This is a genomic window from Streptomyces sp. SAJ15 (assembly GCF_007595705.1).
Taxonomy (GTDB): domain Bacteria; phylum Actinomycetota; class Actinomycetes; order Streptomycetales; family Streptomycetaceae; genus Streptomyces.
In genome coordinates this window covers 109,695-125,242 of record NZ_NISY01000006.1, presented here as the reverse complement: position 1 = coordinate 125,242, position 15,548 = coordinate 109,695, and the positions used below count along the sequence as shown (strand labels likewise).

The 15,548-nt window shown below is 74.9% G+C and carries 11 protein-coding genes; 8 read left to right on the top strand and 3 right to left on the bottom strand.

Annotated features, from left to right (window positions below):
- Window positions 1-90: 90 nt before the first annotated feature.
- The gene (locus CD790_RS17630; RefSeq protein WP_144384206.1) at window positions 91-2,283 is read left to right on the top strand and encodes an AarF/ABC1/UbiB kinase family protein; all 2,193 of its coding nucleotides are present in this window, start codon (window positions 91-93) and stop codon (window positions 2,281-2,283) included.
- A 96-nt stretch (window positions 2,284-2,379) separates the two neighbouring features.
- Here the strand turns inward: CD790_RS17630 and CD790_RS17625 are convergent, their stop codons facing one another.
- The 3 genes from CD790_RS17625 to CD790_RS17615 all read right to left on the bottom strand — a co-directional run bounded on the left by CD790_RS17625 (window position 2,380) and on the right by CD790_RS17615 (window position 5,295).
- The gene (locus CD790_RS17625; RefSeq protein ID WP_186319079.1) at window positions 2,380-2,970 is read right to left on the bottom strand and encodes a sensor domain-containing protein; all 591 of its coding nucleotides are present in this window, start codon (window positions 2,968-2,970) and stop codon (window positions 2,380-2,382) included.
- 318 nt (window positions 2,971-3,288) lie between these two features.
- Complete coding sequence (locus tag CD790_RS17620) at window positions 3,289-4,275, bottom strand: aldo/keto reductase (RefSeq protein WP_144384204.1); 987 nt, start codon at window positions 4,273-4,275, stop codon at window positions 3,289-3,291.
- A 123-nt stretch (window positions 4,276-4,398) separates the two neighbouring features.
- The gene (locus CD790_RS17615) at window positions 4,399-5,295 is read right to left on the bottom strand and encodes an alpha/beta hydrolase (protein WP_144384203.1); all 897 of its coding nucleotides are present in this window, start codon (window positions 5,293-5,295) and stop codon (window positions 4,399-4,401) included.
- A gap of 107 nt (window positions 5,296-5,402) precedes the next feature.
- On the opposite strand from CD790_RS17615, the gene CD790_RS17610 reads away from it, so the two are divergent.
- From CD790_RS17610 to CD790_RS17575, 7 genes are all read left to right on the top strand, one after another.
- A complete protein-coding gene (locus tag CD790_RS17610; protein WP_144384202.1) occupies window positions 5,403-6,437 on the top strand; it encodes a helix-turn-helix domain-containing protein in 1,035 nt (344 codons plus the stop codon).
- Window positions 6,438-6,807: 370 nt separating this feature from the next.
- Entirely contained in the window at window positions 6,808-7,002 is a 195-nt protein-coding gene (locus CD790_RS17605) for a thiazolylpeptide-type bacteriocin (RefSeq protein WP_144384201.1), read from the top strand.
- Between the two features lie 41 nt (window positions 7,003-7,043).
- Window positions 7,044-7,229, top strand: a complete 186-nt coding sequence (locus CD790_RS17600; protein ID WP_144384200.1) for a thiazolylpeptide-type bacteriocin — start codon at window positions 7,044-7,046, stop codon at window positions 7,227-7,229.
- 216 nt (window positions 7,230-7,445) lie between these two features.
- Window positions 7,446-10,325: a lantibiotic dehydratase gene (locus CD790_RS17595; RefSeq protein ID WP_186319078.1), complete on the top strand. Its 2,880-nt coding sequence runs from the start codon at window positions 7,446-7,448 to the stop codon at window positions 10,323-10,325.
- Window positions 10,326-10,357: 32 nt separating this feature from the next.
- Window positions 10,358-11,506 (top strand): lantibiotic dehydratase C-terminal domain-containing protein, encoded by a 1,149-nt coding sequence (locus tag CD790_RS35845; protein WP_186319077.1) that lies wholly within the window; start codon window positions 10,358-10,360, stop codon window positions 11,504-11,506.
- The gene (locus tag CD790_RS17585) at window positions 11,503-13,389 is read left to right on the top strand and encodes a hypothetical protein (protein ID WP_144384197.1); all 1,887 of its coding nucleotides are present in this window, start codon (window positions 11,503-11,505) and stop codon (window positions 13,387-13,389) included. Before CD790_RS35845 ends, CD790_RS17585 begins: the two co-directional genes overlap by 4 nt.
- Window positions 13,386-15,488: a TOMM precursor leader peptide-binding protein gene (locus CD790_RS17575; RefSeq protein WP_260867663.1), complete on the top strand. Its 2,103-nt coding sequence runs from the start codon at window positions 13,386-13,388 to the stop codon at window positions 15,486-15,488. Before CD790_RS17585 ends, CD790_RS17575 begins: the two co-directional genes overlap by 4 nt.
- The last annotated feature ends 60 nt before the right edge of the window (window positions 15,489-15,548 follow it).

Sequence of the window (15,548 nt, the reverse complement as noted above, 5' to 3'; positions counted from 1 at the left end):
GCTCTCGCAGGGGTCGGGCCGTCACGATGATCATCGCCGCGCCCGTGACGGCGCGGAATCGAACCGCCCACCCCCGAGGGGAACCGCTCCATGCCCGACCTGGCAGCCCACGCCGCCTTCGTCCTGGCCCCCGCGATACCCGCGGGCGGCACCCTCGCCACGAGTGCCGCCGAGAAGGCCGCCACCTGGCCGCTGGCCGCCGTGGTCGCGGCGGTCAGCCTGTCCCTGTTCATGGTCGGCGTCTCGGTGGGCTCACGACGTCTGCTGGGCATCCGGGTCGGACTGCTGCGCACCTTCACGGCCGGACTGGCCGGACTCGCCTCCTTCCACGCCTTCGGCGCGCTCATCGACGACAAGCGGAGTCTGGCGGCCCTGTCGACGGTCGGGGTGACGCTGTCGCTGCTGGCGGCGATGACCGTACTCGTCGCCATCGAGGTGGCGTTCCCGTCCGGCAGCTGGATCCGCCCGGTGCGCTGGCTGCGCCGGCTGCGCCGCCGCCTGGTCCGCGCCCGCCGTTACTCGCAGATCAGCCGCATCTTCATGCGCCACGACCTGGGCCGCTATGTGCGGGGGCGGGCCAGCCTGGACCGGGCGGCGCACCCGGACGAGGCGGGTCTGCACGCCGCCCGCTCGCTGCGGCTCGCGCTGGAGGAGTGCGGGGGTACGTTCATCAAGCTCGGCCAGGTGCTCTCCACCCGGCGCGATCTGCTGCCGCCGCACATCGTCGACGAGCTGAGCCGGCTGCAGAACGAGGTGCCGCCGGCGCCCTGGCCCGAGGTCGAGGCGGTGCTCCTGGAGGAGTTGGGCGCGCCGGTCGACCAGGTCTTCGCCGAGTTCGACCGCGAGCCGCTGGCCGCCGCCTCCATCGCGCAGGTGCACCGGGCCCGGCTCCGGGACGGCACCACCGTGGCGGTGAAGGTGCAGCGGCCCGGGGTCCGCGAGTCCGTGGAGCGCGATCTCGACATCGTGCTGGCCATAGCGCAGGGTCTGCATGTCCGCGCCCGCGCCGTGCAGGCCTTCGGGCTGCGCGATCTGGCGGACGGCTTCGCCGTGGCGGTGCGCGAGGAGCTGGACTTCCGTATCGAGGCGCGGAACGCCGACGCGGTCGCGGCGGCCTGCGGCGGACACACGCCCGATGCCCGGGTGAAGGTGCCGCGAGTCCATCACCGACTCTCCTCCGCCCGCGTCCTGGTCCAGGAGTGGCTGGACGGCGTCACCCTGGAGCGTGCCGGGGCGGTCGCCGACGAGCGCGGGCTGGACCGCGAGGAGCTGGCCCGCACCCTGCTGGGCGCGATGCTCCGACAGATCATGCGCGACGGCGTCTTCCACGCCGACCCGCACCCCGGCAACATGCTGCTGCTCGCCGACGGGGCCCGCGTCGGCTTGCTGGACTTCGGCTCGGTGGGGCGGATCGACCCGGTGATGCGGGCCGCCATTCAGCATCTGCTGATGGCCGTGGACCGCGGTGACCCGGCTGGGATGTGCGATGCGCTGCTCGAGCTGCTCGGCCCGCGCGCGGACGGCCCCGGCGGCGAGGAGCCGGAGCTGGACACCCTGCTCCTGGAGCGGGAGTTGGGCCGCTTCATGGCTCGCCATCTGGGCGCGGCGGCCCAGCCGGACGTCGAGATGTTCACCGCGCTGTTCCGGCTGCTCACCCACTTCGGTCTCACCGTCCCGCCGGAGGCCGCCGCCGTCTTCCGCGCACTGGCCACCCTGGAGGGCACCCTGACCCGCCTCTCCCCCGGCTTCAACCTGGTCGACGAGGCCCGCCGCACCGCCACCGAGCTGCTCACGGACCGGCTGTCCGGCGGCGACGGCGGGCCGGGCGGGGTGAGCGGCCGGATCGCCGCCCGCGCGGCCGAGTCGTACGCACGCTGGACGGGTGTCTCGGATCTGGGCGAGCCCACGGCGGACGGCACCTCGCTCACCCGCACCGTGGCCCAGGAGATCCTGCCGCTGCTGCCCATGCTGCGCCGACTGCCGCGCCGCGCCGAACGCATCAGCTCATCCGTGGAGCAGGGCCGCCTCGGTATGCGTGTGCGGATTCTCGCCGACGAGCGGGACCGCCGCTATCTCTCGGGGCTCTTCCATCAGTTGCTGGTCGCGCTGATGGCGGTGGGCACCGGGATGATGGGGGTGATGATGCTGGTCTTCGGCACCGGACGCGGGCCGGACGTCACCGCGGACCTCGGCCTCTTCCCGATGCTCGGCTACAACCTGCTCGCGGTCAGCGCGGTCCTGACCCTGCGGGTGCTGTACACGGCGATGCGCCGATCGCCGTGACGGGTGACGGCGTGCGAGGGTTCGGCGGCTCCACGCCGGCCGGCTTTCTCACCGACCACCGGCTGGTCGACGAGTACCAGACCCTCGTCCGACACGTCAGACACGCGGCCTGTGCGTGAGCCGGTCCATCTGCTTGTCGACCACCACGTCGAGAGGGAACCCGGGTTCGCCCAGCGTGCCGCGGTCGCTGAAGTCCACCGTGAGGGCGCCCACCCGGACCAGGATGTGGTGGTCGATCAGCACCGTGCGATCCGGGCCCTTCATGCTCAGATCGAAGGCGACGGTCTCGTCACCGATCGCGGGGGCCTTCACCACGGTGACGCGGGAGTCGAGCCTCCCCTGGGGGGTGTCCCCGATCAGGGCCTTACAGGTCCTGAGCCCCTCCCTGAGTCTCTGGAACTGCGCTTGCGCCTCGGTGCCGCTGTACGAGGCCAGCCACGTCCGGGCGCCCCAGCGGTCCTTCTTCCACCAGAAGTCCTGGATCACGGACGTGGACGCGTCGTGTGCGACGAGCGCGTCGAACACCTCCTGGCAGTCCGGGCCCGCCACCACGGCCGGTGGATCGTACCTGGAGACCGGTCCCTGCACGGGCGCGCTGTCGGCCTGCGACACCTCCTTCTCCCGTAGCAGGAGCGACTTCAACCGTGCGGCCGTCAGCGGCCGATGCGCTGAGGGTGACGGCGTCACGGACGGCGACTCCATAGCCGGCGACCCCGTAGACGGCGTCACGGACGGCCCTTCCCTGTCCGTCCCCTTCGGGTCGTCGACCGGATCCTGCCCCGAACAGCCGGAGACCAGGAACACGCCGGCAGCCACCACCGCACTCATCGCCTTCCAGCACCTCGACCGCACCGACACCGCCCCCTGATCCGCTTCGTCTGAGGCCGCCGGGCACACCGGGACCTCCGCACAGCCGTCTTCGGACTCGGATCTTCACCCAGTCATGGCTTTCACGCAATCGCGGTCAGAGCCATGGCGGGCGTGGGGCGGGGCGGCGCGGAGGGCTCAGCGGTTGACGAAGGTGAGGCTGGTCTCGTCGTAGCGGCCGCCCGCGACCTGCTCGACGGGGGCGGCGGCCTCGATGGCGGCGAGGTCCTCGGTGGACAGCTCGACGGCCACGGCCGCGAGGTTCTCCTCCAGGTACCGCCGGCGCCGGGTGCCGGGGATCGGCACCACGTCGTCTCCCCGGTGCTGCACCCAGGCCAGGGCGAGCTGGCCGGCGGTGACCCCCTTGGCGGCGGCCAACTCGTTCAGCTTCCTCACGATCACCAGGTTGCGTTCGAGGTTGCCGTCGGCGAAACGCGGCTGGGTGCGTCGCACATCGGTCTCCTCCAGCCCCTCGACCGAGTCGTATCGGCCGGTCAGGAAGCCGCGTCCGAGCGGGGAGAACGGGACCAGGCCGATGCCGAGCTCACGGCAGACCGGGGCGATCTCCACCTCCAGATCGCGGGTCCACAGCGACCACTCGCTCTGCAGCGCGGCGATCGGGTGCACCGCGTGCGCCCGCCGGATGGTGCCCGCGCCGGCCTCGGACAGCCCGAGGTGTCGGACCTTCCCGGCCTTCACCAGTTCGGCCATGGCGCCGACGGTCTCCTCGATCGGCACCTGCGGATCGACCCGGTGCTGGTAGTAGAGGTCGATGTGGTCGACCCCGAGTCGGCGCAGCGACGCGTCGCACGCCTGCCGCACGTAGGCGGCGTCACCGCGGATCCGGGTGGGCTCGCCCAGGCGGTTGGCGAAGCCGAACTTCGTGGCGAGCACCACCTCGTCGCGGCGCCCGGCGATGGCCCGTCCGATCAACTCCTCGTTGTGCCCGGCGCCGTAGAAGTCGGAGGTGTCCAGGAGGGTCACCCCGAGATCGAGGGCGTGGCGCAGCGTCGCGATCGACTGCGCGTCGTCCGTGGCGCCGTAGCCGTGGCTCATACCCATGCACCCCAGGCCCTGTGCGGAGGTCGCCAGTTCGCCCAGGTGTCGGGTGGGAACGTTGGTCATGTCGCTGCCTTCCGGGCTCGGAAACCGTATGCCCATGACGCTAGGTATTGGAGCGCGCTCCAAGTCAAGCGACGACCGACGAGGGCGGTCATGCTGCCGCGCGGGCGGAGGGCTTGTGTCACTTCACTCGGCCAGGGCGCGGCGTAGCGCGGCGCCGAGTTCGGCGATCTGCCGCCGCGACACCTCGGCGGAGAGGATCGCCTGCGACCCGTGGAAGGTGCCGGACCACTGGTGCAGTTCGACCGAGACCCCCGCCCGGAGCAGGCGCAGCGCGTAGTCGATGCCCTCGTCGCGGTTCGGGTCGAACTCCGCGGTGGCGACGTAGGCGGCGGGCAGGCCGGACAGGTCGACGGCCCGGGCGGGGGCGGCGTACGGCGTGGCGGGGGTGGTGCCCAGGTAGTGCCGCCACGACGCGGTGATCTTGTCGCGATGCATCCAGGGGGTGTCGGTGAAGTTCCGCGCCGACCATGTCTCCTGCCGGTCGTCGAGCCCGGGCTGGTTGAGCAGCTGGTAGTGGATCGGCGGCCCCTGCTCGTCACGCGCCCGCAGGGCCACCGCTGCCGCCAGGTTCGCGCCGGCGCTGTGGCCTCCGACCGCGATCCGCTCCGGGTCGACGCCGAGCTCGGCCGCGTGCGCGGCCGTCCAGGTCAGCACGGCGTAGGCGTCGTCCATGGCGGCCGGGAACCGATGCTCCGGGGCCAGGCGGTAGCCCACCGAGACCACCACGGCGCCGGATGCCTCCGCGACCCGGGTGGCCCAGGGGTGCTCGGTGTTCAGGTCGCCCAGGACGAATCCGCCGCCGTGCAGCCAGACGATGGCGCCCCGCGCCTGGTGCGGGCGGTAGATCCGTATCGGCACGCCCGGATCGGCGGGCACCACACGGTCTTCGATCTCCATTCCCGTGGTGTCCGGAGGGGGCAGCTTGGCTGCCAGGTCGGCGAGTTCGGCGCGCTCGGTGACCGGGTCGGTCAGGTCGGCCCGGGGGAACAGGGGGATGAATGCTTCGAGTTCGGGATCCATGTCGACCATCCTGGCGGTCGTCGCCCCCGAGACCATCCGCCGACTGTCGCGCGTCCCGCCCCGATCACGCGCCAGTCGGCGCATCGGTCGGCGCCTATCCTTGTGCCATGGAGGCCCTGGCCGAACGGCTGTCCCACCTCGATGCGCACGTGCACGGCGCGATCCGTGTCGTCGCGTTCTACGACACGCTGATGCGCCGACGGGTGGATCTCCCGGCGCTCGCCCGGGCCTCGGCGGGCCTGGCCGAGTGTGTGGCCGGGGTCCGCCTCCACGGCACGGGGCGGGTGATCCGCTTCTCGCCGGACGGCGGGGACGCGTCCGCCTCGACGGCATCCGCGTCCAGCACCGCACCGATCACCCTTGACGAGGAGGAGATCGGCACGGTGTGGCTGGAGCGCCCCGGCCCGCCGAGTCCGCTCGACGACGTGCTCCTCGACCGGCTCGCCATCGCCGCCGCCGCGGTCGTCGAGCGGTACGGCCCCGCCCGGACCACCATGGCCGATCCCGCCCTGGTCGAGCTGGCGATCAGCTCCGACAACGACGAGGCGGCCAGGGCTCGCGCGCTGCGTCTGCTGGGTTTCCCCGCCGACCTGCCGGTCCACGTCGTCGCCGTCCGCTCGCGGCTCCCGCTCGACCGGATCGGCGGCCTGATCTGCCCGGCCCGCCCGGTGAAGGCGGCACAGCTCGCCGACGTGGGCGTCATCCTGGCCACCACCGTGGACCCGGCCCGGTTTCCCCCGGGGGTGCGCGCGGGCATCGGCGCCGCCGAAAGTCCGGACCGTTCCTGGCGGGAGGCCCGCACCGCCCTCCGCTTCACCACCTCGCGCCAGCCGGTCGTGCACCACGCCGGACTGGGGGCGTTGGGGCTGCTCGCGCAGGTGCCGAAGGACATCGCGCGGGACAACGCGGACGTGGCCGCGATCGCCCGCATCGCCGAGAACGCGGAGGATCTGGCGACGCTGGACGCCTACTGCGCCACCGGCTCCCTGCGCCGGGCCGCCGACCTCCTCCACCTGCACCACAGCAGCGTCGCCCGCCGACTCGAGCAGATCGCGAAGACCCTGGGCGTCGAACTCACCGAGCCCACCGGACTGGTACGGGCCAGGCTCGCCCTCACCGCATGGCGGCTGCTCGACGACTGATCCGCCGCAGGCGGTTCGGTTCCGCGTACTCGCGCGGTTTTCGGCGTACGCAGCTCGCTCCTCGGCGTACTCGCCTCGGTTTTCCGCGTACCCAGCTCGGTTTCGGCGTCGTTCGATGGCTGGCCATTGCATCTCAGCCAGCGAAATGACCCAGCCAATCCCAAGATGATCCACTAAAACCCCTTGGATCGCCCGGGTGCAGTCATATAGTCATACCGGTAACCGATTCGATCATTTCTGGTCAGCGGGGCGGTACCGGCCTGGCTTGGCTTGGCTTCGGTGCCGCGCCCACCGCGGACCGGACGGTTCCCTTTTCGCACGGCTCATCTGGTGCACCTTCGGCTTTCGCTTCCGTTCAAGGGAGATCCGTATGTCCGACACCACGCCCAACGCCGACTTCGAGCTCCAGGACCTGGCCCTGGACCTCAGCGACCTCACCGTCACCTCGATGCGCGACACCGCCGCGCTCCCGGAGGGCGGCGCGTCGTGGGGCTCCTGCTCCTGCCAGGGCTCCTCCTCCTGCGCCAAGCCGCGGTTCGAGGACATGGGCGTCGACGCGGGCTGACCGCGCCCCGCGCCATCCGCACTCCAGCGAAGGAGACATCCATGTCCGACACCAGCGGGGAGACCCTGGACTTCGAGCTCCAGGACCTCGATCTGGGCGAGTTGAGCGTGACCTCGATGCGGGACACGGTCGCCCTCCCCGAGGGGGGCGCCTCCAACGGAGGCAGCTCCTGTTCCTGCGGCTCGTCGTCCTGCGCGACCCCGCAGCTCCCGCACCTCCCGTACTGACGCCCCTTCGTACCGACGACCCGGCCGCCCACGGGCACCGGGGCGGCGACTCGCCTCGCGCCCTCGGTGGTTCTTCCGAGGCGGCCGGTGCGACAACCGGCGCGCGTGCCCGACACGCGCGCCGGCCGTAGGCGACCGATCCGGCGCCCGTCTCGGGCCGCACCCGCACGGCGAGGGTGCGGCCCGAGACGGGTCCAGCACGAGGAAGGGACGGGCGTGCCCGACTCCGCCAGCGCCAACGCCGACCCCGCCGGCGCCGACTCCGGCGGCTACCGCGTGAACCCGGCGCCGTACGCGCTGGTGCGCGCCACGGTGCTCGCCTATCCGGCACAGGACCCGGCCGCCGCGACGTTCCGCGCGGCGCTCGACGACCTGGTCCGTGTGCACCGCGCGCTGCTGGACACCGCCGACCCGCTGTGCGACGCCCTCTACGCCAGTCGGTGCGGCCACCCGCGGGACTTCCACCGCGACGTCGTCCTCCCGCTGCGCCGTGCCGTGCACAACGGGCGGGACCCGCGCCCCGCCGTCCTGGAGCGACTCGGCGACCTCCCCACCCGTGTCCCGGCGTTGGCGTACTGGCTCGGTCGACGAGACCGCCACCGCGTGCTCGTGGCCGCGCTGGAGACCGCCGCGGAGCCCGCCCTGACCGCCGAGCGCGCGGCACTGGCCGACCTGTGCCGACAGCCCGCGCTCGGCCGAGCGGTCGCGCTCACCAGCGCCGACCTGTTGCGCGCCGTGGAACGGGCCGCCACCGGTCGGGACGACCGACGGGCGCGCAAGGAGGAGCCCACCGTGCTGCGCCACGCGCTGCGGGCCAGCACCAAGACCAGCCCCCTGTCGTGGTTCACCGCCGTCGGCTGGGGGCCGCTGCCGCAACGGCCCCGGGGGCCGCGGGTGGTGTCGTGGGGCGAGCACCCCCTGCTCGACGGCCCGCTGCGCGCGGTGGTCACGGTCAACCGCACCCTCACGGGCGCGCTCACCGCCGCGCTCCTGGACGCCCCGCACCGCCGCGCCACCCTCCCCCACCGCATGACCAGTACCGCGCGGGTCGCGGACGGCCGGGCGGCGTACGCGCGCAGCCGGGCCGTCTTCGCCGGGGGTCGCTACCTCGTCTCCGAGGAGGACGAGGCGGAGGTGGCCTTCAGCGAGCCGCTGCGGCTGGTCACCGAGCGGGCGCGGGAGCCCGTGGGGCTGGACGCCCTGACCGACGCGCTCGCCGAGGCGCTGCCCGGCGCGGACGCCGGGCGCGCGGCGGCCGCCTTCCTGGACCGCCTGGGCGAGGCCGGCCTGCTGGTGCCGGCGGACCCCGTCCCGCCGCAGGACGGCGACCCGCTGGCCCGGCTGGCCGCGTGGTTACGCACCTTCGACCCGCCCGGAAGCGGGGGCGGGTCGCCCGGAGAGGAGGACGGGGCCTCCGGAGGCGGGGATGGATCGCCCGGAGGTGGGGACGGGGCGTCCGAAAGCGAGGACGGGTCACTCGGAACCAGTGACGGGGCGCTCGCGGACCGGCTCGACCACGCCGCGCGCCTGACGGCCGCCTTCGGCCCGGCGCCCCCGGCCGAGCGCGTCTCCCTCCTGTCCACGCTGTCGCGGCACTGGGGCGAGCTGCTGGCCGACGCCGGCCGCCCCACGCCAGCCGGCTCCGCCCCGCTGAACGTGCTGTCCGAGGACGTCGTCGCGCCCCGGCCGCTCGTGCTCGACGGCATGCTGGACGAGGCCGACCACGAGGCGCTGGTCGAGGTGACCGCCCTGGCCGAGCTGTTCGACCTGGGACATCTGGTGCGCCGGATCGTCCGTGACCGCTTCGTCGAGCGGTACGGCGGCGGCGGACGCTGCCCGCACCCGTGGGAGTTCGGGTCCGACGTCGCGAAGGCGTGGGAGGAGGCCGGGCGGATCGCGGCCCTGCCCGCGGCGGACGCGGCGGGGCTGCCCACCGGTGTCGCCGAACTGGCCGCCCTCCGCGCGACGGTCGCCGACGCCGTCCGCGCCTCCCTCGCGGGATACGCGCCACCGGACGGGCGGGAGGTCACGCCGTCGGACGGGGGACCGGACGAGCGGTCGGACGGGCGGTCGGACGGGCAGTCGTACGGGCGGGCGCGAGGGCCGTCGGCCGACACCGACGTCGTCCTGCCGCCCGACCGCGTCAAGGGACTCGGCGAACGGCTTCCGCGCTGGGCCGTCGAACGCCCGGCCAGCTACGCCTACTTCCTCCAGCGCGATCCGGCCTCGGGCCTGCTGTGCGTGAACCACGTGTACGGCGGCTGGGGCCGGTTCACCAGCCGGTTCCTGGACGCGCTCGCACCCGAAGCGGCACGGGCGGTGGCCCGGCAGGTGCGTCGCGGCCTGGGGCCGGACGCGCGGGCCGCGCAGATCCGCCCGGTCGGAGGGTTCAACGCCAACCTCCACCCGCTGCTGGTGCCGGACGAGATCGGGGCGGACCGGCGGTGGACGCCGCTCGGGGAGGCCGACGTCGAGCTCTACCACGACGAGGCCGCCGACCAGGTGAGGTTCCGGACGCGGGCCACCGGTGAGCCGCTCGACGTGCTCTACCCGGGCTTCCTGGCCCCGATCATGCTGCCGCGCAGAATCGGGGCGCACCTGTGTGACCAGCCGCACGGGGTGGTCGACTTCCGGTCCCTGGTCCCCCGGTACACCGTCGCGGCCCCCGGCGGCCAGGTGGTGCGCACGCCCCGGCTGCGCCACCGCCACATGGTCCTGCTGCGCCGCCGCTGGCTGCTGCCACAGCCGGTCGTGGGGGCGCTGACCGCCGAACTGACGGCCGCCCACGGGGTCCCGGCGGAGGTCGTGGCCCGCTGGCGGGCGCTGCTCACCCTCCCGGAGCAGGTCTTCCTGCACCCGGCGGCCACCGCCGTGAGCGGGCGCGCCACCGAGGACTTCCTCGCCGCACTGCGCCGGCCCAAACCGCAGTTCGTGGACCTGGGCAACGCCCTCCACCTGCGCTGCCTTGGCCGATGGCTGGCCCGCCACCCCGACGGCGCCGTCCTGGAGGAGGCGTTGCCCGCGCCGGGCGGGTCGGCCGCGCCGACCCGGGCGGTGGAGCTCGTCGTGGAGACCTACCGGGCCGGACGGCCGTGACACCCCGCAACCAGGAAGGCGAGAGAGCCGCCGTGCCAGCAGCCCACCCCCACCGCGCCGTGTCCCGTGACGTGGTCGCGTACTACCACCATCCGACCAAGGCGCCGCTGCTCCGCGAGGCCGTGCTGCCGCTCGCCGAGGAGTGGGCGTCGCGGGGCCTGGCCGCCCACGTCGAGCGGCACTGGCTCCACGGCCCCCATCTGCGCCTGCGCCTGACGGGCGGGCCGGAGCAGGTGGGCGCCGCCGCCGAGGACGCCGCCCGGGAGCTGCGCCGGTGGGTGGAGGCGCACCCCTCGCGCAGCGACCTCAGCGAGGCGGAGCTGCTCGAACGAGCCGCGGAGACGGGGCGTGCCGAACTCGTCCCGCCGCCGTACGGGCCGATCGTGGCGGACAACACGGTGCGCACCGAGTCGGTCGACCTGTCCTCGCCGCGCGGGCTGCTCGGCGACGACGGCTTGGCGCTCCGCGACGACCTGATGCGTCTGGGACTCGCGCCGCTGCGGGCGGGGGCGGAGTTCCTGGGCGCCCACGGCGACGGCGCCGCGGCCCGGACGCAGCTCGTGGTGGCCGCGCTGGCCGCGCACGCCGCGGCCCACCCCGAGGGGCTGGCGGGCGGCCACTACTCGTACGTGTCGCACCTGGAGGACTTCCTGGTCCACGACGACCCGGACGGGCGGCTGCGCGAGGCGTTCGAACGGCGCTGGGAGAGCGCGGGCCAGGCGGTGACCGCGCTGGTCGGCCGGATCGCCGACGGCGGGGCGCGGGACGGGGAGCGGGCGTGGGCCGCGTGGTCGGCGGCCGCCTGGCGCCTGGCGCGGAGCCGTCACGACGCCGGGGCCGACCTGCACGGGTTCCCGCTGGAGTACCGGGTGCGGGCGGCCGCCACCGGGGACCGGGCGGCGATGGAGCGCTGGAACCAGGACATCCGCACCCGCTACAGCGAGTTCCACCGACTGCTGCGCCGCTCCGACCCGCGGGGCACGATGTGGAGCCGCCCGGAGTACCTGGTCTACCGGGCGTGCACCAACGCGCTGTACCGGCTGTTGGCGATCTGCGACGTGCGGCCGCTGGAGCGCTACCTCGCCGCGTTCCTGGTGGTGCGCACGGTGCCGCGGCTGACCGGCTGCGACTGGCGCGCCGAGGTGGAGTCGGTCATCGACGCGGTGGAGGGCCGGTCATGACGGCCGCCGACGCGATGACGCCCGAGGCCGGGGACCGGCCTGGCTCGGTCACGCCGGAGACCCGGGACCGGACCGGCTCGGTCAGGCCGGAGACCCGGGACCGGGCCGGCTCGACGACACCGGAAGCCGGAGACCAGCCCAACTCGGTCACGCCGGAGGCCCGTGACCGGACCGGCTCGGCCACGCCGGAGGCCCGGGACCGGCCGGCCGCGCCCGCCGGCTGGCGGCTGCGTCCTGGAGTCGCCGTCACGCCGCTGCGCGACGGTCTGCACCTGCGTGGCCGGCGCGGCAGCGTGACCCTGGAGGGCAGCAGCGCGCTGCCCACGCTGTGGCGGGTCCTCGAAGGGCCGCTGCGCGGGGGCGAGTCGGCGCGGGTGCTGGACGCGGCCGAGCCTGGGTCCGCCCTGCGGAAGGCCCTGGACACGGTGCTGGAGCAGTTGCGCGCCCACGACCTGCTGGTGGCGGTGGACGGCGGGGCCGCCCCGGACTGGCTGGCCGCGACCGGCGAGCGGCCCGCGCGGGCGGCGGCCGCGATCGCGGGATCACGCGGCGAGGTGACCTCCGCCGCGCCCGACTGCCCGCTGGCCGAGGCGGCCGCGCGGGCACTGGGGCACGGCGGGGCGACCTATGACCGCTCCGTGGACCAGGATCTGCCCGCCGGCGGGATCCTGCTGCGGGCGGACGGGGCGGGCCCGGCGGTCGCCGCGGTGATCCGTGGCGGCACCGGATACGTGACCGCTCCCGGCAGCCCGGAGCAGGCCCGTGCGGACGCGGCGGCACTGGCGGGGCGGCTGGAGCCGGGGACCGCCCCGGCCTCCCCGCGCGCCTTCGCCGCCCTGCTGGGCGGCTCCGCGGCACACCGGCTGCTGTGCGCCGTCGCCGGCCTGCCGGACCCGGCGCACGAGGGGGACGACCCACGGCTGGTGGCGGGGCTGCCGGCGGTGCTGGTGGCGACCGCGCGGCCCTCGCGCGCCGAGTACCGCACCTGGCTGGGACCACAACGGCTTGACTCCGACCGGCAGGTGACGCTCGCCCCCGCCGACACCCTGGCCACGGCGCTGAACCGCGTGGCCGCCCTGAGCGGCCCGCACGTCGGGGCGTTCCCCGAGCCGCTTCCCGGGACCTGGCCGCAGCTTCCCGTGCCGCTCGCCGCCTGCGAGCTGCCGGACGGCACGTTCGTCGCGGGCGCGCCACGGCTGGACCTGGCACGCCTGGACGCCTTCTGTCGCGTGGCCGAACTCGGGTCGGGGGCGGCCTGCCTGGCGGTGGGCGCGGACCCCGGCCACGCCTGGGGCAGGGCGCTGCGCCGGGCCGCGGAACGCGCCGGTGCGCCCCTGTTCGGCGCCGGCCCGCTGCCCGCGGCCGACTGGTCCGGCCACCCCCAGGCCCGTCACTGGTGGACGACGCTGACCCGACGGCTGGGCGTCCGCGCCCGTCTGGAGGTCGTACGGGCGGTCGGGGACGGGGGGGTGTACCGCGCCGTGGTGGTGTGTCAGGAGGGTGCCGGGCGAGCCGGCGGGCCGGTGCGCGGGTGGGCCGTGGAGGCGACCGCGGGAGACGCCGCGGCGTTCGCGGCGCTCTCGGCCGTCACCACAGTCGTCGCGACGGAAACGGGCACCGGGGTCGGGCAGGTCCGCGGCCCGGACGGCTCCACGGCGTCCTTGGCCGCCGCGGGGGCGCCCGTGGCCGCGTGGGAGGACAGCGGCTGGACGGCCGGGTGGCTGGCGGAGCTGGCCGGACGGGAGGCCGCGCTCCAGTCGGCGCTGCGCCGGCTGACCGGGCTGCGCGCCCACGCGGGCCCACCGGCCGCCGACCGTGGGCCGGCGGCGCTGCTGCACGCGTTCGGCTTCTGCGTTCTGGGCCCGGCGGGAGGTGACCGATGACGCCGGCCGCGCCGCCCACGGTGGGGTCTTCTCCCGTACCGGGGTCTTCGCTGGGGTCGCTGCCCGTGCCGGTGCTCGCCGCCGACACGGCGCTTCGGACATCGCGGGGCCGCGCGGTCGTGCTGCTGACGGAGTGGACACCGGGCGTCGGCGAGGAGCTGAGCCGCCATGCGCTGGACCATCCGGTGGCCTGGGTTCCGGTGCGCCTCGACGGAGCGGTGGCCGTGATCGGGCCGGCGCTCCGGCCGGGCGCGGCGGCGTGCCTGGCGTGCGCCGAGTACCAGCGACTGGCCACGGCGGGCGGTCGGGTCCCCTGGCAGAGCCCGGGACTGGCGCTGGCCGGCGTCCCCTCCCCCGCCCTCGCCGAGGCGATGGGCGCGCTGGCGATGGACCTGTTGGACCATGGGGAGGGGGTGGAGGCGGCTCGGGCCGCGGAAGCGACCGAAGCACTGGGAGCCGCGGGCGACGCCGGGGCGGCGGAGACCACGGAGACGACGAAGTCGGCGGGAGCCCAGGAGACGACAGAGGCCCAGCAGACAGCGAGGACGCACGAGACGGCGAAGACGACGGAGGCCGCGGAGGCACGGGCGGATTCGGCGACGGTGTACGTGGTCCACCAGGTGCGGGGCACCTGGTCCACCCACCAGGTGCGCCCGGTCGGCGGCTGCGCGGTGTGCCGTCCGCTCCCTCCCGACTCCGCGGACACGGTGGCGCCCCTGCCCTCGGGACCGCGGCCGCTGCCGGACCCGGCGGTACTTCGGGGCGCCAACCCCCGCACCAGCGCACGCGAGTTGCGCACGGTCCTGTACGACGAGCGGTTCGGTCCGGTGCGTGGACTGTTCCGGTCGGAGGACTCGGCCTTCTGCCTGACGACGGCGCTGGTGACGGACGGACGGCCGCTGGACGACGGCGGCTACGGGCGGAGCGGGGACTTCGCCGGCAGCGAGCGGGTGGCGCTCTTCGAGGCCGTCGAGCGGTACGCGGGGATGCGCCCGACCGGCCGGCGGACGGTGCTGCGCGCGTCCTTCGCCGCGCTGGGCCCGCGGCGGGCGGTGGACCCCGAGCGGCTCGGCCTGCCGGACCCCGCCCACCACGGCCATCCGGCGTCGCGGGCCGTGCCGTACACCCCGGACCTGGAGCTGGACTGGGTGCACGGCTGGTCGCTGACCCGGGGCCGCGCGGTGGCCGTGCCCGAGCACGTGGCGTACTGGGACGTGCCCGGCACGGGCCGGCCGCGCGTGGTCTACGAGTCCTCCAACGGCTGCGGACTGGGCAACAGCCCCGAAGAGGCCGCGCTGTACGGCCTGTTCGAGGTCGCCGAGCGCGACGCGTTCCTGATGGCCTGGTACGCCGGCACCCCGCTGCCCCGGGTCGCGCCGCCGCGGGAGGACCGCGAGGTGACCCTGCTGGCGGACCGGGCGGCCCTCGCCGGCTACCGACTCATCCTGCTGGACGCGACGAACGACTTCGGGATCCCGGCGGTGGTGGCCGTCTGCCGCTACGAGGGCACCCATCCGGACGCGCCCCGGATGTTCCTGGCGGCCGGAGCCCACCACGACCCGCGCGCGGCGATCCGCTCCGCGGTGGCCGAGGTCGTCACCAACGTCCTGGAGTCCGCGCACCGGTCCTTCGCCGAGGGCCGTCCACGCGACCCCGACCGGCTGCGACCGATGCTGGAGCGGCCGGAACTGGTGGTGACCCTCGACGACCACGTGGGCGTCAACACCCTGCCCGAGGCGGCCTCCCGGCTGGAGTTCCTGTTCGCCGACACCCCCTGCCGCGACGTGGCCGACGCCTGGCCGCACGCCCCACAGCCGGTGACCGACCTCAGCGTCCTGCTGGAGGCGACGGTGGAGCGGCTGGCGGCCACGGGCCTGGAGGTCATCGCCGTCGACCAGAGCACGCGGGAGCTGCGCGCACGGATCGGGCTCCACTGCGTCAAGGTCATCGTCCCCGGCTCACTGCCGATGACCTTCGGACACGTCAACCACCGCACCCGCGGGCTGCCGCGCCTGCTCGACGTGCCATACCGGCTGGGCCGCACGGACCGACCACTCCGCCCCGCGGACCTGACCGTCCACCCGCACCCCTTCCCCTGACATGCCGCCGACGGGCCGCAGAGCGGCCACCAGTCAACCGTCATCCATCCGACGAGGGCC